We start from the raw sequence: 25,847 nt of genomic DNA on the forward strand, positions 1-25,847 counted from the left end.
AATAATGAGTGGTGAGCAATGTTTTTGGCTACCCCACCTTATAGCGGGGCAGATATAGGCGGGGGATTTTGCAGAAATAAATGCGGGGACTGGTATAAATTTTCCCAGTCAATAAAAGCAGAACCCAAATAAGCCATCGATTTGGGTTGATCTGTCTGTTGTTGTATATCTGCTAGAATAAAATGAGCAAATGAAGGCAAATGATCACGATGATCATCCTGAAAATTATTCAAAAAGTCGCTACTAAGTTGACTATCTGTATATACAGCAGTCTTTTGATGACTGGCATCACTTTCACCATGTAATGCAACATGATGCCCAAAGTGTGACTGGGCATTTTGGATATGGGTGATTTTCAGGTTTTCATGTCCACAAAAAGCCGCCGCCACATTCCAAAGACTTTGGAACATGAATAAACTCAATATGACTGTAATAAAAATTCCTGAACGCTTCACACGTTTGGCTCAAATTTTGAATCAACGCCAATATAACAAATAAACACATGTAATAAAATTACATCACCCATTCGGCCAAGATAAAGATGTGATAAATCCCATAAATATTCACGACAACTCTACATATAATAAAAAGCATACAATTCGCAATTGACAAATTACATTTAGTTATTTGCAAAGTCAGGAAAACACGCTAAATTAAGTATATCTAATCATTTTAGTGATTAGCTGTCTCTTTTACTTTGTTAATGGATTAGCAAGGAGGTTGTATATGTTAGTGCATATTTTGAACCGTTTTTTAGGAGATTCGACATCTCGCTACGCATTTGAAAAAAATGTTTCGGAAGCATCTTTAGAAAAATCTCAAGCACACGATTTTGAAAGCAAAAACTCGTTTCAAGAAACGCCATCAGACTCGGTGGATAATCGTAATGCAATGTGGTGTTATCTAAGAGCGGCTTTACGAGGAGATCAAGAAGCGCAATATAAAATGGGTTTAAGTTATTTAAATGGACAACTTGGTTTAGATCGTAGTTATAGCCATGCTGAAAAATGGCTTGAACAAGCAGCCCACCAAGGTCATAGCCATGCAAAGGAAGAGCTCAAAAAAGCGTATGACGAACTCGCTTTCTCATAAATTACGAAAGAAATATTACATTATTTGTCTATAAACAGAGTTAAATCTAACTCTGTTTATTTGCAATATCTAGACATATTTTATTGAATTTATTTGATTATTTTTCAACCCATTTCGCCATATTTAGGCTTTGAATCTCGCAAGATATATGGTAAAAATCATCTAATAAATGGGAAGCTAATAGAGCAATTACTCTAAAAATATTTTGTAAATTCATAAACTTAAGTCTAGTATTTTTATTTTTTTGTATATTATTGCGCCCAATAAATCTGATCACCTTTTATACAAAGCCATGATCGCCCCTGGAACAACAAATACAGCCCATATATTCATTTAAAGTCAATTAGGGAAACAGCTATGAATCAAAAATTAGAGCAACTTTTTCAATCAAAAGTTCAAGGTAAAATTGCACTAATTACAGGTGCATCAAGTGGTATTGGTTTAACGGTTGCAAAAAAACTCGCTGCTGCTGGTGCACATGTACTTCTCGTTTCCCGTACAGAAGAAACCTTAAAAGAAGTTCAAGCTGATATTATTGCTGCAGGTGGTCAAGCTGATATTTTCCCTTGTGATTTGAATGATATGAATGCGATTGATGAAGTCTCTAAAAAGATCATCGCATCTGTTGATCATATCGATATTTTAATCAATAACGCTGGTCGCTCAATTCGCCGCGCTGTGCATGAGTCTGTAGACCGTTTCCATGACTTTGAACGTACAATGCAGTTGAATTATTTCGGTGCTGTCCGTTTGGTTTTAAATGTTTTACCACAAATGATGGTTCGTAAAGACGGCCAAATCATCAATATCAGTTCAATCGGTGTTTTGGCAAATGCAACTCGTTTCTCGGCTTATGTTGCATCAAAAGCGGCATTAGATGCATTTAGTCGTTGCTTATCTGCGGAAGTACATTCACATAAAATTTCAATTACGTCAGTTTATATGCCTTTAGTCCGCACGCCGATGATTGCACCAACCAAAATTTATAAATACGTACCGACACTTTCACCAGAACAAGCAGCTGACTTAGTCGCTTATGCAATTGTGAAACGTCCGAAGAAAGTTGCAACAAATCTTGGCCGTTTAGCATCAATCACTTATTCAATTGCACCTGAAATCAATAATAAATTGATGTCAATTGGTTTTAACTTATTCCCAAGCTCTACAGCATCTGTAGGTGAACCTCAAAAGTTGAATCTAGTTCAACGTGCTTATGCACGCTTGTTCCCGGGTGAGCATTGGTAAGTTTTTAATTCATCAATGCGTTAAATCAAGTTGGAAAGTTTATTTTTAAGTAGGCTTTCCAACCATTTTATAAAATACTGAAAATAAGCTGGACGATATTTGCGCTCTAAAAATAAAAAATTAATTTCCAATTTTAAACATTTCTCTTCTTCCAAAACTCTGATTAACTCTTGCTCTTGTATCAATGGTATTGCATCAAAATCAGGTATTTGAAATATTCCTAGACCTTGTAAACCTGCTTTTAAATAGCTTTCAGTATCCTCAACCACTAACTGATAAGGCAATTCGATCTGCCGATCTTGAAACACCAATTCACTCAACCCAAAATATGTATTTTCCACCTGATATCCGACAATAAAATGATTGTGTAACTGATCAATATGAATCGAATGAGGATTGTTACTCAAATATTTTTTGGAAACGACAGTATATAAATCAGCTTTGGCAATCGGCCGTACAATGAAATGATTTTCCATGACATTGCCCACTCTAACAACACAATCCAAACGTTCCTCAAGTAAATTTGAGAAATCATCACTGCTATGAATGAGCACTTTTACTTTTGGATATTGTTGATAAAATTCACTGAGATGTGGAATCAAATACTGCGTTGCCATTCTTATCGGTAAGCCAATTCTGATTTGTCCAACATGTTCGCGATTCTGTAGCTTAAATTGATTTAATTTTTCAGATTGAAAGATTAACTGTCTAACTTCTTGATAGAATAAAACACCATCATTGGTTAAATTCACTTTCCTCGTCGTTCTATTCAATAACAAAACTTCATATTCTTTTTCAAGTGACTGCACCGCATAGGTAATACTTGACCGAGGAAGATCCAACTGATTTGCGACTTTGGCAAATGATTGCTTCTCTGCGACCAAACAAAATATTTTAAAGCGTTCAATTTTATCCATAGTTATTATTCAATTTATTCGAACAGTCTATTCAATTTTACGTACTATTTAGCATAAAAAATAGCGCATACAATCAATTTTCTTAGCGATTAATTGGAAAATAAAAAATGACTCAACATGCTTTAAACGGTAAAACAGCAATTATTACAGGCGGTGCAAAAAACTTAGGTGGACTGATTGCCCGTAAATTTGCAGAACATGGCGCAAACTTGGTGATTCATTATAATAGTGCTGCAACATTAGAAGACGCTGAAAAAACACTTGCTGATGTTCAAAGCCTAGGCGCCAAAGCTGTCCTTGTACAAGCGAATTTATCTGATATTCAGCAAATTGAAAACTTATTTATTAAAGCAAAAGAAGCATTTGGTGGTGTAGATATTGCCATTAATACTGTAGGTCGTGTATTAAAAAAACCTTTTGTCGATACAACTGAACAAGAGTTTGACGAAATGAATGACGTCAATAATAAAATTGCTTACTTCTTTATCCAAGCTGCAGGTAAGCATTTAAATAATAACGGTAAAATCTGTTCAATCGTCACCAGCCTTTTGGCCGCGTATACTGGTTTATATTCAACTTATGAAGGCTTAAAAGCACCTGTTGAGCACTATACTCGTGCTGCATCTAAAGAATTTGGTGAGCGTGGTATTTCAGTGACCGCTGTCGCACCCGGCCCAATGGATACACCGTTCTTCTATGGTCAGGAAGCACCTGAAGCCGTGGCTTACCATAAATCTGCTGCGGCACTCGGCGGTTTAACCAAGATTGAAGATATTGAACCTTTAGTACGCTTTTTAGTGACTGAGGGTTGGTGGATTACAGGTCAAACGATTTTCGCCAATGGCGGTTATACCACACGCTAATCCCCTTCCTTTCAATTTCATCATATGCGGTTCTATCAACAGATGTGTGAATAGAACCGCTGGAATTAAATATGCGCACGCTGATTATTATTGCGATAGGTCTTTGTATTGATTTAGCTTTAATGGGTTTTATTCCTAAAAAATTCCAAATCATTGTAGGGATCATTTTTAGTCTTATTTGGGCAGCTGTGGTATTTTGGAATTTACGTCTTGGACTATCACATGGTTATAGCTTGGCAGAAGAAGCGCCAATTCAGCTTTTAATCCTTATCCTTCCTCTTGCGGTGTATTGGGGATATTTTTTGTTTAAGAACTGAGTTTTCTGAAAACTTAATCCTCTCCATAGAAAAGACACCCACTTATTTAAATGGGTGTTATGTTAAATTATAAATGAATATTCTTATCTACCCAAACTGTTGTATTTCTAATATTTTTATCTAAATCAGTGACTGGAATTTGCCATTTTTGATTGAAAACTAAAAATGGTTCTATGTTTAATTTCTCTGTTCTTAAAAAATTTAAAGATTCAGGGGACATTTCTAATCTTGTCGCTAAGTATTTACACTTCAAAATTAATTTTAAAAACAATAAAGATATAAATTGTGTAGGCGCTTTCACATTCAATGCTTCAGCCATGCTGATGATCATTTGCTGTAAAGACATCTGTGCTGGATTAGCGATTAGGATTTCTTGATTAATCGTATGTGGATCTTGTGCTGCATGTATAATTGAATCCACTAACATATTTAAAGAAACCACTGGTAAATAATGTTGCGGTGTTGCAGGAATTGCTGCCATTTTACCGTGTTTGATTTTAGAAATTAAATCCGTAATAGGCTGATTTTCTGTAATTTCACCAGAAGCCTCTTCGCCAATTACAGTGGCAGGGTGAATCACTGTCCAATTGATATTTAGTCGCTCCGCAGTTTTGATCCATGTAAAGTGACCTTCTATTTTTGAAGCTTCATAAGCCCCTAAGCGCTTATAAACTTTATCCCAATTCGTTTGATCTATTTGCGCTAAGTTCACACCAACAGCTTGTAAATGCTGAGTTAACGTTAGCATATAACCCGACAGATGAAATGCTCGTTTTAATTGACAATGCAAATGTACACAGTTTAATACGTTCACCAACCCTTCAACATTTACCGCTCGAGCTTGCTGCATGGATAAATTCCATGCAAATAAAGCGCTCATGTTAAAAAGATAATCGACATTTTTAAGCGCTTGCCAATCCTCATCGGATAGCCCCAAATGGGCAGATGTTACATCACCCTGTATACATTTTAATGATTGGGTATCAATATTCTTTCGCTCTAACCAATTTTGTAATGATTCCGCTTGCTCTACTACATTCCGACACATTGCAAATACCTGAAAGTTATCTTGCAATAAACGTGCAATCAGAAAACGACCTGTAAATCCTGTTGCGCCGATAACCAAAGCGACCTTGTTTGTTGTTTGATGATCTTGCATGAAGTTATACCCTTTTGAATTCTTCATACATAAGCTAAACTGTGGAGTATGCTCTATGGTCAAGCCCCAATAATCAAACATTTTGAATAAAAAGAGCACTGGAGAATTTGATGCTGATTGGTGAGTTATCAAAATATTTGGATTTGAGCCGTGATACGATTCGTTTTTATGAAAAACTTGATCTTATTCAACCCTTAATTCGAAATAATGGCTATAAAGATTATTCTGAACAAAATATTCAACAATTAAGGCTCATCCAAACAGCAAAAAGTTTAGGATTTACTTTAACTGAAGTGAAACAAATTACAGATCTTATGAGTGTTAATGAGATTCCCGCTGAGCAATTCCATGAGATTTTAGAAGACAAACTGAATGTTGTAAGAAACAAGATTTTGCAACTACAAAACATTCAATCTTTACTAGAAAACTTAATCACGCAAGAACCCTGCCCTTTTCAGAAGGATTGCGACGTTTCAAACATTCATAAACAATAAAAAACCGCCTTTCGGCGGTCTTTTACTGAATAACTCTAGAAATCAAAAGTTACTTCGAACCTTTAATCCCTGCTTGCAATAATAATGCACCTAAACCACCAATTTTGTTTTCTTGTGGCTTCTTGTCATGGCGAGGCGCTTTGTCTTTATTGTCATGATTTTTATCATGGTTTGGACGAGCACCCTGTGGACGTTTACTTTGTGGCTTACGCTCACCACGTTGTTCATTATTGAACTCACGTTTTTGGCGAGGTGCTTTAGCAGGTGCTTCTGAACCTTCTGGACGCATAGACAGGTTCACGCGATTACGTTCAGCATCTACAGTTAAAACGCGTACTTGAACGATTTGACCTGGTTTTACCACTTTATGTGGGTCAGAAACAAATTCATTGGCAAGTTCAGAAATATGGATTAAACCATCTTGATGCACACCAACATCAACAAAAGCACCGAAGTTGGTCACATTGGTGATCACACCTTCCAATTGTAAACCTTCTGTCAGTTGACCTACTTCTGTAATGTCTTCACGGAATTTCGCTGTACGGAACTCTGGACGAGGGTCACGACCTGGTTTCTCAAGTTCACTTAATACATCTTGAATGGTTGGTAGACCAAACTGATCATCAACAAAACTTTCCGCTTGTACCTGACGAATGATTTCAGTATTACCAATAATATCTTTTACTGTGGTTGCTTTTGCTTCAACAATTTTATTCACCAAACCATAAGATTCAGGGTGAACAGCAGATGCATCCAAAGGCTCAGAACCCGCTTGAATACGAAGGAAGCCAGCCGCTTGTTCAAATGTACGCTCGCCTAAACGTGGTACATTTTTGAGTGCTTGACGATTATCAAAACGACCGTGTTCTTTACGATAATCAACAATTTGTTGCGCAATAGACTTATTTAAACCTGCAATATAAGACAGGATTGCAGGTGATGCCGTATTCACATCGACACCCACAGAGTTCACACAGTCTTCAACCACAGCTTCAAGTGTTTTAGCCAAACCAGTTTGATTCACATCATGTTGATATTGACCTACACCAATCGACTTAGGATCAATTTTTACCAGTTCCGCTAAAGGATCTTGTAAACGGCGAGCAATAGACACTGCTCCACGAATAGAGACATCAAGATCAGGCAATTCAGCAGATGCCAATTCAGATGCTGAATAAACAGATGCACCAGCTTCAGATACTGAAACACGTGTTAATTTCAGATCACTATTTGTCGTCATCATTTCTGCAACAACAGCTTCTGTTTCACGACTTGCAGTACCGTTGCCGATCGCAATCAAATCAACATTATATTCACGACATAAGCGAGCAAGTTCAGCAATAGAACCTTCTTTATCTTCTTTTGGTGCAAATGGATAGATTGTGCTATGTGTAACCACATCACCCGATTCATTCACAACAGCCAATTTCACACCCGTACGAATACCTGGGTCGACACCCAATGTACAACGTGAACCAGCAGGCGCAGAAAGTAATAAGTGACGAAGGTTTTCAGCAAAGACATCCATTGCTTCAGCTTCAGCAGCAAGACGTTTTTCTGTGAGTAATGAATGTTCAATCGTCGGACGAACTTTACCTAACCAGAACAATTTTGCAGTTTGTTTTAAGAAATCTTGACGCGTTTGTGGTTGAGCCGTTTCAAGATTGTATTCTGTTTCAACACGAGCTAAAGGTGCATCATCTTGACCATCAACCTTCAGACCCAACACATTTTCTTGGCGGCCACGTAACATTGCCAATAAGCGGTGTGAAGGTACTTTATTGAGATTTTCAGAGAAATCAAAGTAGTCACGGAATTTCTTACCGACTTCCTTTTTCTCATCAGAAGCCACTAAACTTTTTAATACCGCTGTTTTGGCGAATGTTGTTTTCAGTTCCGCAGTTAAGCCAATATTTTGAGCCCACTCATCAATGATGATGTGTTGAATTGCATCTAACTGACTTTCAACATCTGCATAATCTTCGTGGCTGAAACCAGCTAAAGCTTCTGTTGGATCAATATTTTCATTGAGAATTTTTTCTGCAATTGGGCCTAAGCCAGCCTCTTTTGCTTTAAATGATTTACTGGTGCGTTTCGGGCGGTATGGTGCATAAAGTTCTTCTAATGCATTTTTTGTTTCCGCAGCGTTCACTCGCGCAAGTAAGTCATCCGATAACTTGTTTTGTTCTTTTAAAGATTCAATTACTTTTTCACGACGCTCAAACAAATCACGTAAATAAACAAGGCGTGTATCAAGTTGGCGTAATTGTGTATCGTCTAAGCCTTGCGTTACTTCTTTACGGTAACGTGCAATAAATGGAACACTAGAACCTTCATCAATCAGTTTAATGGCAGCTTCTACTTGGTTTGGACGTACGGCAAGCTCACTTGCCAACTGCTGAACTAAGTCAGTCATCGTGTTTAATTCCACAAGGATAAGGACTAAAAGTTAGTGATTATAAAGACCGAGACCATAAAATCCACAATTGTTTTACAAATTAGCAGTGAAAAAAATGATTAAAGATCATTTTTGTTAACTTTTTATCATGTAAAAGGCGATTTTATTGATATTTGAATGCAACATTGCTTTGTAAAATAGTTTTTCCAAGATGTCTTTTTACCTTTTTATTTAACTAAAAATAAAAAGTAATATTGCTTTTTTTAATCTAAACTTATTGTGTATCCCTGTTTGGATTACTTCAATTAGGACATGATTCAAAATTATTCCAAAACAGCTCATTTATAGTGACTGGTATTGCCAATGATAAAAATGATGAATATATATGCTTAAACAAAAACTTATTGTCAAAATACATCAATTTTTCATTTGCAAATGTTATATCTTTTTATTTATAAACATAGAAGCAGCTCGATAATTTCAACATGTTGTTTTTTGGTTTCAAAACAGGCTTAAAATTGTAATTTTGAGCAATTTGATACATAGTCTTAACAAGAACTTAGGCATTATACTGAGATTAACGATCGATATAATTTACAATATTAAGGGAGTGCATCATGAGTTTGGTTGTACCTGCTGAAAATACAGATGTTGTACAAAACGAAACTGACCGTGTCGAACGCATTTTAGTTGTCGATGATGATGTGCGTTTGCGTACCCTTTTACAGCGGTTCTTGGAAGATAAAGGTTTTGTGGTAAAAACTGCACACGATGCAACACAGATGGATCGTTTACTGCAACGTGAACTGTTTTCATTGATTGTTTTAGATTTCATGCTTCCTGTAGAAGATGGTTTAAGCATTTGCCGTCGTTTGCGCCAATCAAATATTGATACACCGATCATCATGCTCACAGCACGTGGTAGCGATTCTGACCGTATTGCAGGTCTTGAAGCAGGTGCAGATGATTACTTACCAAAACCATTTAATCCGAATGAGTTATTGGCACGTATTCGTGCAATCTTGCGTCGTCAAGTCCGTGAAGTTCCAGGTGCGCCGAGTCAAAACGTAGAAGTTGTTTCATTTGGCCCATGGTCACTGGATCTTTCAACACGGACATTAACTCGTGAAGGTCAAGTTGTTACGCTCACGACTGGTGAATTTGCTGTCCTGAAGGCATTGGTACAGCATCCTCGCGAGCCATTAACCCGTGATAAGTTAATGAATCTTGCGCGTGGTCGTGAATGGGGTGCAATGGAACGTTCAATTGATGTTCAAGTCTCTCGTTTACGTCGTTTGATTGAAGAAAACCCTGCCCGTGCTCGCTATATCCAAACTGTTTGGGGCGTAGGTTATGTCTTCGTTCCAGATGGCGCTGAATAATATTTGAGTTAAAATAAGCCTATCTCGATAGGCTTATTTTATTTTGCATATCCAATATCAACAGCAAAACATGATTTAGATAAAGTATTTTGCTATTTTTAATCCTATCATCTTAAATTTTATAATATTAATATTTGATTCACACTTGAAAATATCTGGATGTATCAGTGAAATTAGACCCTATAGATCCGCAAGCATTTACAGATTTTGAGACCTACCAAGAAAGAAAACGTACACCTTGGGAACGCTTCTTAGACAAAATCAAACCACGTTCCGCAGCCATGCGTACTACTGTGTTGGTTTTATTTGTGGTTTTTTTTAGTCTCTTCATGTCACTGTGGTTCTTTTGGAAAACACTCTACTTACCTGAAATTCAACAACATGCAAGATTTTTAGCTGTTGAATTGGAAATGATTAATAATCCCCGTTTGCAGATTTATCATGATGAAGTGCAACTCGATATTGATCAATGGTTAAAACAAAGAGTTGGGGTTGAATATGTCACTGATCCTAAAGAATATCCAAATGTTAAAGATAAAATAATTGCAGACTTTTTCACGAACCGTATTGAGCGTCAACTTGCTAAAGAGTTGAATATGAAAAATGTCACGGTCTACTTTCAGTTTAAACCAAGTCCAAGAATCTGGGTACAAACCCCTGAAATGAATGGTAATTGGGTTCGTGAACCATTGAAGACCTATGCCAATTACAGCCCTGAACTTATTTTAGGCTGGTTATTGGGTATTCCCCTGATCGCAGCGGCAATTATTTTAACCTTGGTTCGACAGCTTAACCGTCCATTACGCCGTCTACAAAATGCTGCCAATAATTATAGTAAAACAGGGAAAGCACCCTACTTAGAAACCAACCACGGCCCACAAGAGATTCGTGAAGTAAATCAAGCCTTTAATCATATGATTTACACCCTAGAACAGACTGAACGAGATCGCCAGATCATGCTCGCAGGGATCTCACATGATTTACGTACACCACTCACCCGAATCCGTTTAAGCGCCGAAATGATGTCGGATGATGACTTTCTGAAAGAAGGTATGATTTACGATGTGGATGATATGGATGCAATCCTAAGTCAATTTATTTCCTATATGCGAGATGGTTCAGATGAGGAGCTTCAAGACACCAATATCAATATTTTATTACAAGAATTAGTGATTCAATTCAAGCCTTTGGATATTCGTTTTACTCCGAATGAATTACCGATGATGACTGCACGTTCGTTATCCTTGAAACGACTGATTGGAAACTTGATTAATAACGCAAAACGCTATGGTGCTGAGCCGATTGAACTCAGTGCTTATGTTGAAGACGAACATATCAAAATCTGCGTCGCTGATCATGGTGAAGGTATTCCTGAAGACCAAATTGAAGACCTGATGCAACCTTTTGTTCGTGGAAATTCAGCAAGAACCGTACAAGGTAGTGGTTTAGGCTTGGCCATTGTAAAACGTATTGTCGATATTCATCAGGGTGAATTGTCAATTTCTAACCGAGCGACGGGTGGCTTACAAGCCATTATTTCATTACCGATTGCAATAAAAACTGAAGAAGAAGTACCTTTAAGCAATCCAATTCAAAAAATTAAGCAAACTTTGAGTGATCGTTTTTAATGATCGGTTATTTAAGCAACATTCGGTTGTGTTGATTTAACGCACAGCCGACATTATTTTATTAATAAATAACAACTTGAAAATCATCATTATTTTTTATACCCACATTTTTTGAAAAAATTAGACCTTAGCATTAGAGGCATGCACAATTTAGTTTTAGGGCGGTACAATCCGTCTAGTTTTGAACAAGAATTGAGCGTAAACCATGTCTTTAGATCGTATCCGTTTAGCATCTCTCCATGACAAAGTCATGAGCGCAGAACAAGCTGCAACTTTTATCCAAGATGGTATGACGGTAGGTATGAGTGGTTTTACTCGTGCTGGTGAAGCGAAAGCTGTGCCGTTAGCATTGGTAAAACAAGCCAAAGTGAATCCTTTAAAAATCACGTTAATCACAGGTGCAAGTCTGGGTAACGATCTAGACAAACAATTGACTGAAGCAGGTGTACTTGCACGTCGTTTACCATTCCAAGTGGATAACACGCTTCGTAAAGCAATCAACACTGGTGATGTAATGTTCATCGATCAGCATTTGTCTGAAACCGTTGAACAAATGCGTAATCTTCAATTGAAAAAGCCTGATGTTGCTGTAATTGAAGCGATTGCGATTACTGAAGATGGTGGCATTATTCCAACAACTTCTGTCGGTAACTCTGCAAGCTTTGCAATTTTTGCTGAGAAAGTCATTGTTGAAATCAATACCAACTTAAACCCTGCGTTTGAAGGCTTACACGATATTTATATCCCAACGTATCGCCCGACTCGTCAACCGATTCCATTGACTCAAGTTGACGAACGTATTGGTACATCTGCAATCAACATTGATCCTGCAAAAATCGTGGGTATCGTATTTAACAGCGAATTCCATGATTCGCCATCGACTGTGACTTTACCAGATGATGAAACTCAAGGGATTGCCAACCATTTAATTGCTTTCTTTGAAAAAGAAGTGGCTGAAAAACGCTTACCTGCAAACTTAGGTCCATTACAAGCAGGGATTGGTTCAATTGCCAATGCAGTATTGACTGGTCTTAAAGATTCTAACTTTGAAGATCTTGTGATGTATTCGGAAGTTCTTCAAGACTGTACGTTCGAATTGATTGATGCAGGTAAAATGAAGTTTGCTTCAGGTTCTTCAATTACGCTTTCTGCTAAATACGGCGAAAAAGTGTTTAATAACCTTGAACAATACAAAGATAAATTGGTTCTTCGTCCGCAAGAAATCTCAAACCATCCTGAATTGGTTCGTCGTTTAGGTATCATCGGTATTAACACTGCACTAGAGTTTGATATTTACGGTAACGTAAACTCGACCCATGTCTGTGGTACTAAAATGATGAATGGTATTGGTGGTTCAGGTGACTTTGCACGAAATGCACACTTGGCAATTTTTGTAACCAAATCAATTGCGAAAGGTGGTGACATTTCATCAGTTGTACCGTTTGCTTCTCATATTGACCATTCTGAGCATGATGTTGATATTCTTGTGACTGAACAAGGTCTTGCTGATTTACGTGGTTTAGCACCTCGTGAACGTGCACGTGCAATCATCGATAACTGTGCTCATCCAATGTATCGTGATGCATTGAATGACTACTTTGATCGTGCATGTGAAAAAGGTGGCCATACGCCTCATATTCTTCGTGAAGCACTTGCATGGCACTCAAACTTTGAAGAGTCAGGTCATATGCTTGCACCTCAAGATCAAGTTAAAAAATCTGCATAAGATTTTGAATTTGATATAAAAAACGCCCAATTGGGCGTTTTTTATTTGTAGACAGACTAGATTCCTACGCTCTCTTTTTTCTGAATAAAGGCCACACTGGCCTGATCCTGACGAATCATATCCGCAGCTTTCTCAGCAATCATGATTGCAGGAGCATTGGTATTGCCATTGACGACTTTTGGCATAATTGAAGCATCCACCACACGCAAATTTTGAATGCCGTAAACCCGTAGACGAGCATCGACTACAGCCATATCGTCATTCCCCATTTTACAACTCCCAACAGGGTGATACACCGTGTCTGATCGATCTCTAAGAATTTCACGGATTTCTTCATCCGTTTGCACATTTGCTGTAAATAAATCTTCTTTCATCATACTTTTAAAGACAGTTGATTCCATCAGTTGCTTTGTCTTCTTAAAACCTTTGACCATTTCTTCCAAATCAGATTCATCACCATAAAAATCAGGATCAATCAATAATGGATCATCGATACTCGGCCCACTGATTTTAATTGAGCCACGGCTTTTCGGATTAAGTAAACACACATGACAGGAAATACCATGTCCAACATGCATGGTCCGTGCATGATTATCGACCAGTGCCACAACAAAATGTAACTGCAAGTTCGGTAAGCGCTGTTCTGCTGAACTTTTCAGAAAACCGCCACATTCTGCAAAATTAGTGGTGATCAAACCACGACGTTCTTTGCGATAGCGCTGAATTTGCTTAATGAGATCAATCGAACCCGGTATAGACAATCCAAAAGTCCCTTGGATATCACGAACTTTATATCCAAAAATAAAATCAGGATGATCATGAAAATTTTGCCCGACTCCGGGTAAATGCTTTTTCACGGCAATGCCATGTTTCATCAATTCTTGCTGATCACCCACACCTGAAAGCATTAGAATTTGTGGTGACTGCATTGCTCCTGCACTCAGCAGCACTTCACGACGAGCATATATTTGTTTCAGTTGTCCATGTTGTTTGTATTCCACACCAACAGCAACGCCATTTTCAATCAAAATTCGCTGTGTCTGCGCAAAGGTTTCAACGGTTAAGTTGTTCCGATCACGATGTGGGAACAAGTAAGCCCGTGCCGAACTGCAACGCTCACCGTTGATATGGGTAACTTGATAAACCCCGAGTCCTTCTTGTTCAGCACCATTAAAATCATCAAGAATGGTATAACCCTGCTCTCGAGCTGCGCTCAGGAATTTTTCCTGAAGTGGATTATCACTGTGTAAATCAGTGACAGATAATGGGCCTGCATTGCCATGATATTGGTTTGAAATTCTTTGATTATTTTCAGATTTGATAAAATAAGGCAACACATCGTCATAAGACCAACCTGCATTACCCAAAGCGGCCCAATCATCATAATCTTGTCGATGCCCACGAATATAAATCATGGCATTGATCGCAGAAGAACCACCTAGACATTTTCCACGCGGTTGGTAGCCTTTACGACCATTTAGACCTTTTTGTGGGATGGTTTCAAACGCCCAATTATTGATTTTTGTCGGAATACTGATCACAGCAGCACTCGGAACTTCAACCTTCCAGCCGTCTCCAGTCCCACCCGCTTCTAGCAAACAAACAGATACCGTTGGATCCTCAGATAAACGCCCCGCGAGTACACAACCTGAGCTTCCACCCCCAATAATAATGTAATCATATTCCTTCTTATTCACATGAAATCCTTTTTTTGTATTGTCTTTATATGTTCATTATGCATGAATTTTATGCAGAATGAATGCTTCTCTACACAGAATCACGACCTTGCTTTATGATAAATCTCACAGAAAATTAAATGAATGCAAACATATCTATTGTTTAAAAAATAAACTTATCATTTAACTTATTTTGTATTACCCTGCTATAAACATTCTTTAAAAACAAGAGATAGAATAAAAGCCATGTTTATCATCCGTCAATTTCAAGAAACAGATTTAGAAGATGTGATCGCCTTATGGGAAGTATGTGAACTTACACGCCCATGGAATAATCCTGAAATCGATATTTTTCGTAAAGTTGCACAAAAAGATGGCTTATTTTTATTGGCAGTCAAAGATGAACAGCTCATCGCAACCGTGATGGGTGGCTATGATGGCCATCGTGGTTGGGTGAACTATTTAGCGGTGCATCCGCATGCTCAACGTAATGGCGTGGCAACAGCACTGATACAGCAACTTGAGAAGCGCTTGATCGCATTGGGTTGTCCTAAACTACAACTCTTGATTCGCAAAGACAATATTGACGTACAAAGCTTTTATGAGCAATTGGGCTATGAGGAAATTGAAGTGGTCTGTTTAGGCAAGCGTCTAATTCAAGACTAGAGCACGCTTTGCTTTGCCTTTCACAAGTCAATAAAGTGGCAAAGCAATCACGGCCAGCTTGCCACAAGTGAATTACAGACCAATTTTTTTCATAAAGCTTTTTTTCTTATATTTTTTAATCTTCCCTACTCTTAAAAATATAGGAAATTCTATTGTTAACAGTGCTTGCTCTGCACTCAAAACTTCTGCTAAATCATGCAAAGGATTGATTTTATTTTGATCAATATAATGCTTTACTGCAGACCACGTAGATAAATATTTTAATAGCTGTGCAGACGACCACTGATACTGCATTTTCAGTTCAGGCATCATTATTTCATCAAAAGGAAAAGGAATGGTTTGATATTGTTCATCAATATAACGGCGTTCGGCATCCCAATAGCCTTTTAAAGTATCAAAATAAAGCTGCTGAATCTTTTGATTGATGAAATGATGTTCCACGTGAATCAAACCATAACCAATCACAGCCAAAATACCATTTGGCTTTAATGTGCGATTTACTTCTCGGTAGAAAGATTCAAAATCAAACCAATGAATGGCTTGTGCAACAGTAATTAAATCGAAACCTTGCGCAGGAAATGAAGTCTTCTCTGAAGGTTGTACTTGATAGCTTACATTTTCAAAATAAGGCGCATGTTGTAATTGCTGTTCGCTGATATCAGTTGCCACAACATGATCAAAATAAGGTGCTAAGAGTTGAGTAAATTGACCTGAACCTGCGCCACAGTCCCACACAAAATGGTGCTCAGGAACATATTTTAAAATTTCCTGAATAACATCCTGCGGATAACTGGGTCGAGCTTGTTGATAAAGCTGACTAGCTGTTGAAAATAAATCTTTCATTTTTCTTATAACAATCTATTTTTTTCATAAAGAATAATTTTACGATATTTTCATCACACAAGTATATATTTTGTAAGACAATCAGTCCAATTCGTTCAGGGGCAATCTTTGATTTATTGATCACTTTTAAATAAGCAAAAAAAAACCTCAAAAAATTGAGGTTTTTTTAAATATGGTGGCGAGACCCAGGATCGAACTGGGGACACACGGATTTTCAATCCGTTGCTCTACCTACTGAGCTATCACGCCGATGCCGTGTATTAAGCCGTATCTCAGGCTAATAGTCAATATAAATCATGAGTTTTTTATTCAACCGAATATTTTTTACGCAAAAAAAATCCCTGATGGGATCAGGGATTGAAATCTTAAACGATTTTTAAATATGGTGGCGAGACCCAGGATCGAACTGGGGACACACGGATTTTCAATCCGTTGCTCTACCTACTGAGCTATCACGCCGATGGGGCGTATTAAACAATTTAACCGCAATGTCGTCAAGTGTTGTCTACATGTTTTTGTTCGATAGTCTATTTTTACAGCAAATTAACGATATTTCGCATTTTTCCCAATCGTTAAATGTATAAAGACAGTCGAAATGACTTGTCTTTATACAATAAATTGATGTGATCAGATTTTTATTCAACAAAAATGATTACATCTTAAATTTTACCAAGATGTGCAAGGCAACGATGTATTGCACCACAACCCGGTTCAAAAATTTTCACCCCTTTCGCCTCTTCATTTTTACACACTTCTTCAACTAAACGCTCAGCCACACCTCTACCTCGATTTGCAGGATGCACTACAATATTTTCTAAAACCTTACTCTCTCCTTGACCTGTACACCACAGTGCACCAATAATCTTGGTATTAAATTCTGCGGTGTAAAGTAAGGTATACTGAGCTAAGTTTTGCTCAAGTTGTTCTATGGCATCTTTGCCATCACCAAACTCGGGACTGGTGTCATATAATCGCTCAAGCTGTTCGCGAACTTCCGCATTTTCGAGTGAAGTTTTAGCATGTATGGTAATAGGCATTGATTAACCCTCCTGAGCAATCTAATATGCTGTCACTTTCGTCACAGCGAAACATCTTTACATCAAACTTTTTTGACGTTTTTGAGGAACGTGTCATGACACAACGTATCAGTGAAGTAGTAAGAAACACTAACGAAACCAAAATTCGAGTTCGTGTGAATCTTGATGGTACTGGTCAGGGCACGCTCAATACAGGTGTTCCCTTTTTAGACCATATGATTGATCAAATCAAGCGTCATGGCTTATTTGATATTGATATTCATTGTGATGGCGACTTAGACATCGATGATCACCACACTGTAGAAGACTGTGGAATCACACTTGGGCAAGCCTTTGCACAAGCTTTGGGTGATAAAAAAGGTTTAAAACGCTACGGTCATTTCTATGCACCGCTAGATGAAGCTCTAAGCCGTGTAGTGGTTGATTTATCAGGTCGCCCAGGTTTATGGATGGATATTCCTTTTACACGTGCGCGTATTGGTACATTTGATGTCGATTTATTTTCTGAGTTTTTCCAAGGCTTTGTCAATCATGCATTGATGACTTTACACATTGACAATTTAAAGGGCAAAAATAGCCATCACCAAATTGAAAGTGTGTTTAAAGCTTTTGCACGTGCATTGCGTATGGCATGTGAAATTGATCCTCGTGCTGAAAATACTGTTGCATCTACCAAAGGAACTTTGTAATGACCCGTATTGCCCTTCTTGATTACGGCATGGGAAACCTTCACTCAGCAGCGAAGGCACTTGAGTATGTCGGCGCCTCTGTTGATGTAACCAATGATCCGAAAATCATTGCCCAAGCAGATAAAATTGTCTTCCCTGGCGTGGGTGCTATGCGTGATTGCATGCAAGGCATGCGTGAAGCAGGTATCGATGAAGTCGTGCGTCATGCTGCGTTTAATAAGCCCGTTTTAGCTATTTGTGTCGGGATGCAGGCCTTACTTGAATCTTCAGAAGAAAATGGTGGTTCAGATGCTCTAGGAATTTTTGAAGGTGTGGTGAAGCATTTTCCGAATGTGGAAGGTTTAAAAGTACCGCATATGGGTTGGAATCAGGTACATCAAGCTGATCCAAATCATCCAATGTGGAAAGACATTGACCAAGATACTCGTTTCTATTTTGTACATAGCTATTATGTAGAACCTAAAGATCACAGTCTGGTTGCTGCAACCTGTGATTATGGTTTACCGTTTTGTACAGCTATCCATAAAGAAAACTTATTCGCAACACAGTTCCATCCTGAAAAAAGTCACACCGCGGGCTTACAATTGCTTAAAAACTTTGTGGAATGGAAGATTTAAATTTTTCTAAACACAAAACTGATTGATTAAAATTAAGCCAATTTTTATTGGCTTAATTTTATTTCGAATGGCGTTTTTTTTACTAAACTTTCCTTTCGTGGTTTTTTTCTTTATGATTTGATCGAATTTAATACAAAAATTTCATAACTGATTAAATAAACCGTTAAATAGGAAAATAAAATGAGTTCTAATTTTCAAACCAATGATTCGCCTTTAAGTGCAAGTGGTCGTTTTGGACGACTGTCTTATTTAGGCTGGTCTTTTTTAAGTACTTTGGTATTTTTTATCGTTGCGATTGTGGTCGCTGTGCTCATGGCTGGAACGAATCCTGAAAGTATTTCGGCACTTTCTATCCCAGCAATGGGTATTTTTTTAGTTCTCTATATTGCATTTATCTACTTCACTTTCGTCTTTACAATTCGCCGCCTACATGACAAAAACCAAAGTGGTTGGTTATCACTGATCATGCTTGTACCTTTAATTAATTTTTTCTTTTTGGTTTATTTATGCTGTGCAAAAGGTGATGAAGGTACCAATAATTATGGTGCACCACGTGTAACTAGAGGTTGGGAAAAAGTTTTGGCTTGGATTTATATCATTACAATTCCATTAATGGGTGTATTGGCTGCGATCTCAATTCCAGCTTATCAAAGCTATATTGAACGTGCTCAGCTACAACAATTAGAATATCAACAACAAATTGAACAATCTCAGTAATGTTAAAAACTTGAATGTTTGGGTCATAGCCTTTTATTGATAAAAGGCTATATCTACTTTTCAGCTTCATCATCTCTAGTCACAAAACCACCTTCCATGGGTTGTACACTAATTTTAATCTCTGCTTTTAAATTTAAAGCACGATAACGCTGTTTAATTTCTTCCATAAGCTGTTCGATGGTGGCTTGGCTTAAATCCACCTCAGAAGCAATATAGGCTTTACTGACTAAATCTGCACGATCTTGCTTATCTTGCTGTTTAGATTCAGCATTCCAGCGTTCAGTCATCCCCACCAAACGTGCTAACTCAATCAAACTTTGCGCACTAGAGGGTGTCGAATTTTGTAACCATTTCCCCATCGTACCTTTTGAAGCCTCTAACACGCTTACAATGTCACTGGCTTTAATGTTTTTATCTTGAATGAGTTGTTTTAAACGCTTTGCACCTTCGATAAAAAGATCATCATCTTTTTCTGCCATTGTTTCATACCTCTTTTTTCATCCCACAAAACTATCACCTTTGTCCAAAGTTTGTTATAACAAAATGATTAATTTTTTAATGCTGAAAGATCGTGGATCACTCTATTCAACCCGTTCCAAGCAAAGAGCAAATTCTGACATTTCCTCGTTTTAAAAATCTTTCTCTTGAAAATATTGTGGTGATCAACTCACTCCAACAATGCAAAAGCATTGAAAATACTTTAAAAACTGCACCTTTATTAGGTTTTGATACTGAGTCGAAGCCAACATTTAGCAAAGGCGAAGTTCAAACAGGCCCTCATCTTATTCAGCTCGCAACTCGCGAAAAAGCTTACTTATTTCAAGTATCGACCGAAATTCTAGTTTTTTTAAAACCTGTATTTGAAAATAAAGACCAAATCAAAGTGGGTTTTGGTTTAAAAAACGATGCGCATTTGTTTCGAAAAAAAGACATTGAACTGAATAATATTATTGAACTGTCTAAAAGCTTTTCAAGTTTTGGACTCAACAATCCAGTCGGTATTAAAAATGCCATGGCTTTGTTATTTCAAATTAATTTTCCTAAAAGTAAATCTATCAGCACTTCAAATTGGGCACGAAAAACCCTAACCCAACAACAGATTGAATATGCTGCTGCCGATGCTTATGCACCTGTTTTAATTTTTGAGGAGCTGCTTCGTTTAGGTTTACTCTCCAAAACCATTGAAAATAATGCGCTTAAATTGGGAATTCATCCTAATAAAAGCAACAACTGACACTTAGAAATTGATCAATACTTTGCTAAGATGGGCCACAATGAATTCTCATGAGATTAGGCAAGGAGCGAAAGCATGCTGATCATTCCTGCAATTGACCTAAAAGACGGCAAATGTGTCCGTTTAAAACAAGGTCGTATGGAAGACGATACCGTATTTTCTGATGATCCTGTGGCAACCGCACAGCATTGGGTAAATGAGGGTGCTCGTCGTTTGCATCTAGTGGATTTAAATGGTGCTTTCGCAGGTACGCCGATCCATAAACCTGTGGTAGAAGCGATTGCAAAAGCGCAACCTGAGCTTCCAATTCAAATTGGTGGTGGTATTCGTTCTTTAGAAACCATTGAGCACTACCTTGAAGCGGGTGTTTCTTTTGTGATTATTGGTACAAAAGCAGTCAAAGAACCTGAATTTGTTGAAGAAGCATGTAAAAAATTCGCAGGACATATCATTGTCGGTATCGATGCGATGAATGGTTTCGTCGCAACAGATGGTTGGGCCAATGTCACTGATGTAAAAGCAACGGATTTGGCAAAACGTTTTGCCGATGCAGGTGTGTCTAGCATTGTCTATACCGATATTGCACGTGATGGCATGATGCAAGGTGTTAATGTTGAGCAAACTGTGCATCTTGCTCAATATTCAGGATTACCCGTGATTGCTTCTGGTGGCGTAACCAATCTTGATGATGTACGTAACTTGAAAGGTCAACACGGTATTTTAGGTGCGATTACAGGTCGTGCAATCTATGAAGGGACTTTAAACCTTCGCGAAGCGCAATTGTTATTGGATGAGCAAAGTTTTTAAACCCTAAACTCACCATTTCAATCAAATAAAAAAGAGAACGTCATGTTCTCTTTTTTAGTTTCTAGCGACCACTGTAATGGTATTCACTTAATCCCGTTTTGATCATGAGTGACATACCTTGATTAAACCAGTGTGCTTTCGTAATGTTGCATGTCGATCTTACGGGCTAAGAATGGTTTCATGGCAATAAACCAATGTCTAAATTCATCTGTTTTCATAAAAACATCTATATGTGTTGCCAAATCAGTCCAGTAAATTTGTAAAACATAATTCTGTGGATTTTCAATTCCACGAATCAGTTTAAACTTTTCACAACCCTGCGCATTTCTAAAAATATCGGATAATTCATAAAATTTCTTTTCAAAAGCCATCTGCTGACCATCAATGATGTGAAATAGAGCCTGTTCAATCACCATATTTTTCACCTTTTATGAACATTTATCATCTATTCAAACACAAGATCATCTCATTTACATGACACTGTTCGGACCTGCATACAAGCCACTGATTTTAATCAAAAGAGCACCCGCTATAGCGGTACAGGCTGATTATCATTCAAAGCAATAATGCCTCGAATGGCACGATATACAATCCATACCCATGAAATAAATAAGACTGCAACGCAGAATATCGTTGCACTCACGGCAACCCCTGCAAAAGCATTGGCATTATCCATGGTGAAAAATAAGAAAAGGAATGGTACAAATGCCAGCAATGTCCAAATTAAATACCACCAAAAAGTGCGTATTTGCCATCTAAAATGACTTTCAAAAATAGTGCCTCGTACCGAGTCTAATTTCACATAGTTAATCACTAAAGCCACAATGGCGAATATTCCACCCGAAAAAATCGCAACAATATAAAGAATATATAAAATTAAAGTCAGTGATTTACTGTTGTTTGGATCAACATCATTATTCATTCTCATTCCTCGAGTAATACGTTATTTGCCTTTAAGCTCTAAATACATTTAAAGGAGAAATTAGCCATAAAATCAATAAAATATTAAAGAATATAGTACAGAAATATACCTTTCTAAAAGGTTGTTTTTGTGTTTTATGTCGTAAACGTTGTTGAGCTAACCACGCTGCAGGCCACCCGCCTAAAAAGGCAAGGACATGTAAGGTATTCTCTGGTACGCGACGTTGATCAAGCTGTGCTGCTTCTTTGTCTTGAGCATAAAACCAGTAAGTCATCACATTGATAATACTGATAAAAAGTAATGCTAGACTATTCAGCAAACCAGTAGCAGTCAAAATGCCCAAAGCAATAATATAAATCACACACAAAATCTGCATGGGCTGTAATTTTGATGATGATTGTGTATCTACGCGGTTCGATGCTTTGGATAATTTCTTTGCCTGATTGGCTTTTAAATAAGTCACTTGCTTTGCTTTAAAGCGTCCGTGTCCATCCAGTTGCACCACATATTCCAGTGCGCAACCGACAAGCGGGCGTGGCCCTTTCTGTGCAAAGTCTTTGATGTGTAAAAATACACGATCTTTAGTTTCATCATTGGGCTGGATAAAGCCATAGCCTTTATCATCAAACCACTCCACCAAACGACCTTGATCACGCATTTATTTATCCCAAATTATTTTGACTTCTTTGATCTATTTTTATTGTTTATACATAGATTGCTGCATATAACAATCGCTATAAATAAAAGAAGTCATAAGCTATTAAGCCGTTACAAACTTTAATCTTTCTACCAGCATATCACGCATTTCTAAAGGATTTTTCTGCAAAATATCATCCCCTGTACGTCCTTCTGCTTGATTCATTTGAGCCACTTGCAAACGCATCATCCAAAAACGCCCAGCAGCCATCGCTAAATACAACTCCAAACAAGACTTCTCATCTTCAGTTAACGGACGGACTGATGAATATGCATTTAAAAAAGCCGTTGCTTTAGCTTCATTCAAAGTCACTTCGGGATATTCTGTGCAAAAATCATTGAGTGTAATCGCAATATCAAACAGTAATTCATCTCGATTCATTTCATAAAAATCAAGAATACCTTTGAGTGTATTGCCTTCAAATAAAGTATTGTCACGGAACAAGTCAGAGTGAATGAAACCTTTAGGGCGATTTGGATACATTGCAGTCAAGGCCTCATACAAACCTAAAAGATTGTTGAGTAATGCGGTGTCTGCAGCATTTAAAGTCGGTTTAATTTGTTTCGCAACGTTATACCAATAGGCATGATCACGTGCCACTTTGCGTTCCAATGGAAAATCTTGCAAAGCCACATGCATTTGAGCCTGCGCAATTGCAATTTGCTCAACTTGCTCAATTGTCGACGGCATAGGATGTTGTCCTAACATGCGTGGGGCAATTTGTGCAGGCTTATCTTTCAATGTGTGAATAGATTGCCCACTATATTTTAATGGTACTGGTACAGCTAAGCCCTGTTGTCCTAAATACTCTAAAACTGGAATCAATTCCGCTGCTGCTTGCATGTCCATATTTTCAAACAGTGTTAAAACAAACTGTGATCCATCTGCACAAACAATAAAATAATTGGTATTTTGAATACCTCCTTGAATTGGATTCAGCTCAATCACCTCTAATCCATAAGCTGCTGCAAAGGCTTGAACTTCCTTTAAACTCAAAGTGGTATAAACCGACATATAAAACCTGCGAAAAAACTTACATAAGTTTGATAGAATACCCTCTCTGACTCGCGAGGTGTAGCACCAACATCGCTCAGTTTCATAATCGGCTGTTATTTTTGGAAAAAATTATGCTTGCTAAACGTATTATTCCTTGCCTAGATGTAGATAATGGGCGTGTAGTCAAAGGTGTTCAGTTCCTTGATATTCGTGATGCAGGCGACCCCGTAGAAGTTGCACGCCGTTATAATGAACAAGGTGCTGATGAAATTACCTTTTTAGATATCACTGCAACCTCAGGTGAACGAGACACAACCTATCGCACTGTAGAGCGTATGGCTGAAAGTGTATTCGTTCCTTTGACTGTCGGTGGTGGGGTTCGCAAAGTTGAAGACATTCGCCTACTGTTAAATGCAGGCGCAGATAAAGTCAGCATTAACTCTGCTGCAGTCTTTAATCCTGAGTTTGTACAAGAAGCTTCACAACGTTTCGGTGCACAATGCATCGTGGTTGCAATTGATGCGAAAAAAACGGCAGAGAACAAGTGGGAAATTTTCACCCACGGTGGTCGTAAACCGACAGGGATCGATGCGATTGATTGGGCTGTCAAAATGGCAGACTTCGGTGCAGGCGAACTGTTAATTACCTCAATGGATGCTGATGGCACCAAAGCAGGCTATGACATCGAATTAATGCGCCAAATCAATGAGCGTGTCACCATTCCAACGATTGCCTCTGGTGGCGTCGGGAATTTACAACATTTGGCAGATGGTATCTTAAAAGGCGGTGCAGATGCTGTTCTTGCAGCCTCTATTTTCCACTTTGGACAATACACCATTCCAGAAGCAAAACAATATTTAGCAGATCAAGGCATTGAAATGCGTCTTTGATTGGTAAATAAATACTGATCGACTCAAAGAGTGTTGAAATAACACTCTTTTTTATTGAGCTAAAATATATCTTAGTGTGTTGCAACAACACATTAATATGCATAGAAAATTCTGCTATCGATTTATTCTTTAATTCAAGAATTCAACAAGCAACTATGAAGCCATGTTAAATATTTTTTAAAATAAAATGTCAATTTAATGAAAATGTTTCACCTTTTACTTTGCTAAAATTACAAAATTATTATTTTTATGTAAACAAATTAACAATAAGTTTATAATAAATGATAAATATCTCATTTTTAGTGGACTATTTTTATCAATCTCAGAATTAGAGTATTTCTTATTCTATTTATTTATTTTAATCTTAGAAATGAAAGCTTTATTAGCAATAGAGTGAGTAGAGGGAAATGAATTTAATAAAAATAATTCGGATGATATGGAAATCAATAATGCCTTTACAACATTATGTGAATAATCATACCTTTATGGTTTCAGAAGTTCAAAATACCTACCATCGGGCGACAGCTTATGAACATTTAGCGGCCAATCAAAGATATCGTGTTGGTATTGAAAATGCGTTTAATCAACAACTGCATCATTACCAAAGAAACGCTATTTGGTTTTTTTTGCATGCAGCATTAAAAGGTTATAGCCGAGCACAATATAAATTGGGAATGCTGTATTTACATGGGCAGTTAGGCTTAGACAGCAATATTTTAAAAGCACAAAAATGGCTCGTTTTAGCAGCGAACCAAGGTCATGTTGAGGCTCAGAACCAACTCAACGCTTTACCTTTCTTTAGGCAATAAAAAACCAGCTCGAAAGCTTAATTCTA

28 protein-coding genes and 2 tRNA genes are annotated in these 25,847 nt (G+C 37.7%); 16 read left to right on the forward strand and 14 right to left on the reverse strand.

The window, feature by feature from the left end; all coding sequences use genetic code 11:
• Positions 1 to 38: 38 nt before the first annotated feature.
• Positions 39 to 410 carry a cation efflux protein, CzcI-like gene (locus D7V20_RS02175; protein WP_171407728.1) on the reverse strand — a complete coding sequence of 124 codons (372 nt, stop codon included), beginning with the start codon at positions 408 to 410 and terminating at the stop codon, positions 39 to 41.
• Positions 411 to 726: 316 nt separating this feature from the next.
• Between D7V20_RS02175 and D7V20_RS02180 the strand changes: the two genes are divergently transcribed.
• Both D7V20_RS02180 and D7V20_RS02185 read left to right on the forward strand, forming a co-directional pair.
• The gene (locus D7V20_RS02180; RefSeq protein ID WP_120382705.1) at positions 727 to 1,092 is read left to right on the forward strand and encodes an SEL1-like repeat protein; all 366 of its coding nucleotides are present in this window, start codon (positions 727 to 729) and stop codon (positions 1,090 to 1,092) included.
• A gap of 357 nt (positions 1,093 to 1,449) precedes the next feature.
• A complete protein-coding gene (locus D7V20_RS02185) occupies positions 1,450 to 2,337 on the forward strand; it encodes an SDR family NAD(P)-dependent oxidoreductase (RefSeq protein WP_120382706.1) in 888 nt (295 codons plus the stop codon).
• 20 nt (positions 2,338 to 2,357) lie between these two features.
• Here D7V20_RS02185 and D7V20_RS02190 read toward each other — a convergent pair whose 3' ends face one another.
• Complete coding sequence (locus D7V20_RS02190; RefSeq protein ID WP_120382707.1) at positions 2,358 to 3,254, reverse strand: LysR family transcriptional regulator; 897 nt, start codon at positions 3,252 to 3,254, stop codon at positions 2,358 to 2,360.
• 107 nt (positions 3,255 to 3,361) lie between these two features.
• Here D7V20_RS02190 and D7V20_RS02195 point away from each other — a divergent pair, with 107 nt between their 5' ends.
• Both D7V20_RS02195 and D7V20_RS02200 read left to right on the forward strand, forming a co-directional pair.
• Positions 3,362 to 4,117 carry an SDR family oxidoreductase gene (locus tag D7V20_RS02195; protein WP_120382708.1) on the forward strand — a complete coding sequence of 252 codons (756 nt, stop codon included), beginning with the start codon at positions 3,362 to 3,364 and terminating at the stop codon, positions 4,115 to 4,117.
• 71 nt (positions 4,118 to 4,188) lie between these two features.
• Positions 4,189 to 4,434 carry a hypothetical protein gene (locus D7V20_RS02200; protein WP_120382709.1) on the forward strand — a complete coding sequence of 82 codons (246 nt, stop codon included), beginning with the start codon at positions 4,189 to 4,191 and terminating at the stop codon, positions 4,432 to 4,434.
• 67 nt (positions 4,435 to 4,501) lie between these two features.
• Here D7V20_RS02200 and D7V20_RS02205 read toward each other — a convergent pair whose 3' ends face one another.
• Positions 4,502 to 5,593 (reverse strand): SDR family oxidoreductase, encoded by a 1,092-nt coding sequence (locus D7V20_RS02205; protein WP_120382710.1) that lies wholly within the window; start codon positions 5,591 to 5,593, stop codon positions 4,502 to 4,504.
• A gap of 110 nt (positions 5,594 to 5,703) precedes the next feature.
• Between D7V20_RS02205 and D7V20_RS02210 the strand changes: the two genes are divergently transcribed.
• On the forward strand, positions 5,704 to 6,087 hold the full coding sequence (locus D7V20_RS02210; protein ID WP_120382711.1) for a MerR family transcriptional regulator: 384 nt from the start codon (positions 5,704 to 5,706) through the stop codon (positions 6,085 to 6,087).
• 49 nt (positions 6,088 to 6,136) lie between these two features.
• Here the strand turns inward: D7V20_RS02210 and D7V20_RS02215 are convergent, their stop codons facing one another.
• Complete coding sequence (locus D7V20_RS02215; protein WP_120382712.1) at positions 6,137 to 8,503, reverse strand: Tex family protein; 2,367 nt, start codon at positions 8,501 to 8,503, stop codon at positions 6,137 to 6,139.
• 599 nt (positions 8,504 to 9,102) lie between these two features.
• On the opposite strand from D7V20_RS02215, the gene ompR reads away from it, so the two are divergent.
• The 3 genes from ompR to D7V20_RS02230 all read left to right on the forward strand — a co-directional run bounded on the left by ompR (position 9,103) and on the right by D7V20_RS02230 (position 13,221).
• Entirely contained in the window at positions 9,103 to 9,867 is a 765-nt protein-coding gene (gene ompR / locus D7V20_RS02220; protein WP_010112999.1) for an osmolarity response regulator transcription factor OmpR, read from the forward strand.
• 167 nt (positions 9,868 to 10,034) lie between these two features.
• Positions 10,035 to 11,495, forward strand: a complete 1,461-nt coding sequence (locus tag D7V20_RS02225) for an ATP-binding protein (RefSeq protein ID WP_120382713.1) — start codon at positions 10,035 to 10,037, stop codon at positions 11,493 to 11,495.
• A 205-nt stretch (positions 11,496 to 11,700) separates the two neighbouring features.
• Entirely contained in the window at positions 11,701 to 13,221 is a 1,521-nt protein-coding gene (locus tag D7V20_RS02230; RefSeq protein WP_120382714.1) for an acetyl-CoA hydrolase/transferase family protein, read from the forward strand.
• Positions 13,222 to 13,277: 56 nt separating this feature from the next.
• Here the strand turns inward: D7V20_RS02230 and D7V20_RS02235 are convergent, their stop codons facing one another.
• Positions 13,278 to 14,918 carry a GMC family oxidoreductase gene (locus tag D7V20_RS02235; RefSeq protein WP_120382715.1) on the reverse strand — a complete coding sequence of 547 codons (1,641 nt, stop codon included), beginning with the start codon at positions 14,916 to 14,918 and terminating at the stop codon, positions 13,278 to 13,280.
• 225 nt (positions 14,919 to 15,143) lie between these two features.
• On the opposite strand from D7V20_RS02235, the gene D7V20_RS02240 reads away from it, so the two are divergent.
• Positions 15,144 to 15,563, forward strand: a complete 420-nt coding sequence (locus D7V20_RS02240; RefSeq protein ID WP_120382716.1) for a GNAT family acetyltransferase — start codon at positions 15,144 to 15,146, stop codon at positions 15,561 to 15,563.
• A gap of 72 nt (positions 15,564 to 15,635) precedes the next feature.
• Here the strand turns inward: D7V20_RS02240 and D7V20_RS02245 are convergent, their stop codons facing one another.
• The 4 genes from D7V20_RS02245 to D7V20_RS02260 form a co-directional block, all read right to left on the reverse strand.
• The gene (locus D7V20_RS02245) at positions 15,636 to 16,406 is read right to left on the reverse strand and encodes a class I SAM-dependent methyltransferase (protein ID WP_120382717.1); all 771 of its coding nucleotides are present in this window, start codon (positions 16,404 to 16,406) and stop codon (positions 15,636 to 15,638) included.
• Between the two features lie 173 nt (positions 16,407 to 16,579).
• A tRNA-Phe gene (locus tag D7V20_RS02250) sits at positions 16,580 to 16,655 on the reverse strand.
• Between the two features lie 134 nt (positions 16,656 to 16,789).
• A tRNA-Phe gene (locus D7V20_RS02255) sits at positions 16,790 to 16,865 on the reverse strand.
• A 200-nt stretch (positions 16,866 to 17,065) separates the two neighbouring features.
• Positions 17,066 to 17,443, reverse strand: a complete 378-nt coding sequence (locus tag D7V20_RS02260) for a GNAT family N-acetyltransferase (RefSeq protein ID WP_120382718.1) — start codon at positions 17,441 to 17,443, stop codon at positions 17,066 to 17,068.
• 95 nt (positions 17,444 to 17,538) lie between these two features.
• Between D7V20_RS02260 and hisB the strand changes: the two genes are divergently transcribed.
• The 3 genes from hisB (at position 17,539) to D7V20_RS02275 (ending at position 19,466) form a co-directional block, all read left to right on the forward strand.
• Positions 17,539 to 18,132, forward strand: coding sequence for an imidazoleglycerol-phosphate dehydratase HisB (gene hisB, locus D7V20_RS02265; protein ID WP_010112988.1), 594 nt, complete (start codon positions 17,539 to 17,541; stop codon positions 18,130 to 18,132).
• Complete coding sequence (gene hisH, locus D7V20_RS02270; protein WP_120382719.1) at positions 18,132 to 18,749, forward strand: imidazole glycerol phosphate synthase subunit HisH; 618 nt, start codon at positions 18,132 to 18,134, stop codon at positions 18,747 to 18,749. The genes hisB and hisH overlap by 1 nt, the downstream gene beginning before the upstream one ends.
• Before the next feature lie 180 nt (positions 18,750 to 18,929).
• A complete protein-coding gene (locus D7V20_RS02275; protein ID WP_120382720.1) occupies positions 18,930 to 19,466 on the forward strand; it encodes a DUF805 domain-containing protein in 537 nt (178 codons plus the stop codon).
• Between the two features lie 53 nt (positions 19,467 to 19,519).
• On the opposite strand, the gene D7V20_RS02280 is transcribed toward D7V20_RS02275, so the two are convergent.
• Positions 19,520 to 19,945 carry a transcriptional regulator gene (locus D7V20_RS02280; RefSeq protein ID WP_120382721.1) on the reverse strand — a complete coding sequence of 142 codons (426 nt, stop codon included), beginning with the start codon at positions 19,943 to 19,945 and terminating at the stop codon, positions 19,520 to 19,522.
• Positions 19,946 to 20,037: 92 nt separating this feature from the next.
• Here D7V20_RS02280 and D7V20_RS02285 point away from each other — a divergent pair, with 92 nt between their 5' ends.
• Both D7V20_RS02285 and hisA read left to right on the forward strand, forming a co-directional pair.
• Entirely contained in the window at positions 20,038 to 20,700 is a 663-nt protein-coding gene (locus D7V20_RS02285) for a 3'-5' exonuclease (protein WP_120382722.1), read from the forward strand.
• Between the two features lie 75 nt (positions 20,701 to 20,775).
• Positions 20,776 to 21,507, forward strand: coding sequence for a 1-(5-phosphoribosyl)-5-[(5-phosphoribosylamino)methylideneamino]imidazole-4-carboxamide isomerase (gene hisA, locus D7V20_RS02290; RefSeq protein ID WP_120382723.1), 732 nt, complete (start codon positions 20,776 to 20,778; stop codon positions 21,505 to 21,507).
• A 122-nt stretch (positions 21,508 to 21,629) separates the two neighbouring features.
• Here hisA and D7V20_RS02295 read toward each other — a convergent pair whose 3' ends face one another.
• From D7V20_RS02295 to D7V20_RS02310, 4 genes are all read right to left on the reverse strand, one after another.
• Positions 21,630 to 21,923 carry an antibiotic biosynthesis monooxygenase family protein gene (locus D7V20_RS02295; protein ID WP_120382724.1) on the reverse strand — a complete coding sequence of 98 codons (294 nt, stop codon included), beginning with the start codon at positions 21,921 to 21,923 and terminating at the stop codon, positions 21,630 to 21,632.
• Between the two features lie 113 nt (positions 21,924 to 22,036).
• Entirely contained in the window at positions 22,037 to 22,429 is a 393-nt protein-coding gene (locus D7V20_RS02300) for a DUF4870 family protein (RefSeq protein WP_120382725.1), read from the reverse strand.
• A gap of 31 nt (positions 22,430 to 22,460) precedes the next feature.
• A complete protein-coding gene (locus tag D7V20_RS02305; RefSeq protein ID WP_120382726.1) occupies positions 22,461 to 23,087 on the reverse strand; it encodes a DUF1294 domain-containing protein in 627 nt (208 codons plus the stop codon).
• Positions 23,088 to 23,189: 102 nt separating this feature from the next.
• The gene (locus D7V20_RS02310; RefSeq protein WP_120382727.1) at positions 23,190 to 24,140 is read right to left on the reverse strand and encodes a homoserine kinase; all 951 of its coding nucleotides are present in this window, start codon (positions 24,138 to 24,140) and stop codon (positions 23,190 to 23,192) included.
• Between the two features lie 113 nt (positions 24,141 to 24,253).
• Here D7V20_RS02310 and hisF point away from each other — a divergent pair, with 113 nt between their 5' ends.
• The gene (gene hisF, locus D7V20_RS02315; RefSeq protein ID WP_120382728.1) at positions 24,254 to 25,012 is read left to right on the forward strand and encodes an imidazole glycerol phosphate synthase subunit HisF; all 759 of its coding nucleotides are present in this window, start codon (positions 24,254 to 24,256) and stop codon (positions 25,010 to 25,012) included.
• Between the two features lie 449 nt (positions 25,013 to 25,461).
• Entirely contained in the window at positions 25,462 to 25,821 is a 360-nt protein-coding gene (locus tag D7V20_RS02320) for an SEL1-like repeat protein (protein WP_171407729.1), read from the forward strand.
• The last annotated feature ends 26 nt before the right edge of the window (positions 25,822 to 25,847 follow it).

Source organism: Acinetobacter rongchengensis, assembly GCF_003611475.1.
Lineage (GTDB): Bacteria > Pseudomonadota > Gammaproteobacteria > Pseudomonadales > Moraxellaceae > Acinetobacter > Acinetobacter rongchengensis.

Coding starts and splice junctions, on each gene's coding strand:
- D7V20_RS02210 (WP_120382711.1), top strand. CDS start 5,704: ATGCTGATTGGTGAGTTATCAAAATATTTGGATTTGAGCCGTGATACG.
- D7V20_RS02180 (WP_120382705.1), top strand. CDS start 727: ATGTTAGTGCATATTTTGAACCGTTTTTTAGGAGATTCGACATCTCGC.
- D7V20_RS02245 (WP_120382717.1), bottom strand. CDS start 16,406: ATGAAAGATTTATTTTCAACAGCTAGTCAGCTTTATCAACAAGCTCGA.
- D7V20_RS02175 (WP_171407728.1), bottom strand. CDS start 410: ATGTTCCAAAGTCTTTGGAATGTGGCGGCGGCTTTTTGTGGACATGAA.
- D7V20_RS02295 (WP_120382724.1), bottom strand. CDS start 21,923: ATGGTGATTGAACAGGCTCTATTTCACATCATTGATGGTCAGCAGATG.
- hisB (WP_010112988.1), top strand. CDS start 17,539: ATGACACAACGTATCAGTGAAGTAGTAAGAAACACTAACGAAACCAAA.
- D7V20_RS02320 (WP_171407729.1), top strand. CDS start 25,462: ATGCCTTTACAACATTATGTGAATAATCATACCTTTATGGTTTCAGAA.
- hisA (WP_120382723.1), top strand. CDS start 20,776: ATGCTGATCATTCCTGCAATTGACCTAAAAGACGGCAAATGTGTCCGT.
- D7V20_RS02190 (WP_120382707.1), bottom strand. CDS start 3,254: ATGGATAAAATTGAACGCTTTAAAATATTTTGTTTGGTCGCAGAGAAG.
- D7V20_RS02240 (WP_120382716.1), top strand. CDS start 15,144: ATGTTTATCATCCGTCAATTTCAAGAAACAGATTTAGAAGATGTGATC.
- D7V20_RS02215 (WP_120382712.1), bottom strand. CDS start 8,503: ATGACTGACTTAGTTCAGCAGTTGGCAAGTGAGCTTGCCGTACGTCCA.
- D7V20_RS02275 (WP_120382720.1), top strand. CDS start 18,930: ATGAGTTCTAATTTTCAAACCAATGATTCGCCTTTAAGTGCAAGTGGT.
- D7V20_RS02305 (WP_120382726.1), bottom strand. CDS start 23,087: ATGCGTGATCAAGGTCGTTTGGTGGAGTGGTTTGATGATAAAGGCTAT.
- D7V20_RS02230 (WP_120382714.1), top strand. CDS start 11,701: ATGTCTTTAGATCGTATCCGTTTAGCATCTCTCCATGACAAAGTCATG.
- ompR (WP_010112999.1), top strand. CDS start 9,103: ATGAGTTTGGTTGTACCTGCTGAAAATACAGATGTTGTACAAAACGAA.
- D7V20_RS02195 (WP_120382708.1), top strand. CDS start 3,362: ATGACTCAACATGCTTTAAACGGTAAAACAGCAATTATTACAGGCGGT.
- D7V20_RS02300 (WP_120382725.1), bottom strand. CDS start 22,429: ATGAATAATGATGTTGATCCAAACAACAGTAAATCACTGACTTTAATT.
- D7V20_RS02200 (WP_120382709.1), top strand. CDS start 4,189: ATGCGCACGCTGATTATTATTGCGATAGGTCTTTGTATTGATTTAGCT.
- D7V20_RS02310 (WP_120382727.1), bottom strand. CDS start 24,140: ATGTCGGTTTATACCACTTTGAGTTTAAAGGAAGTTCAAGCCTTTGCA.
- D7V20_RS02185 (WP_120382706.1), top strand. CDS start 1,450: ATGAATCAAAAATTAGAGCAACTTTTTCAATCAAAAGTTCAAGGTAAA.
- hisH (WP_120382719.1), top strand. CDS start 18,132: ATGACCCGTATTGCCCTTCTTGATTACGGCATGGGAAACCTTCACTCA.
- D7V20_RS02205 (WP_120382710.1), bottom strand. CDS start 5,593: ATGCAAGATCATCAAACAACAAACAAGGTCGCTTTGGTTATCGGCGCA.
- hisF (WP_120382728.1), top strand. CDS start 24,254: ATGCTTGCTAAACGTATTATTCCTTGCCTAGATGTAGATAATGGGCGT.
- D7V20_RS02260 (WP_120382718.1), bottom strand. CDS start 17,443: ATGCCTATTACCATACATGCTAAAACTTCACTCGAAAATGCGGAAGTT.
- D7V20_RS02280 (WP_120382721.1), bottom strand. CDS start 19,945: ATGGCAGAAAAAGATGATGATCTTTTTATCGAAGGTGCAAAGCGTTTA.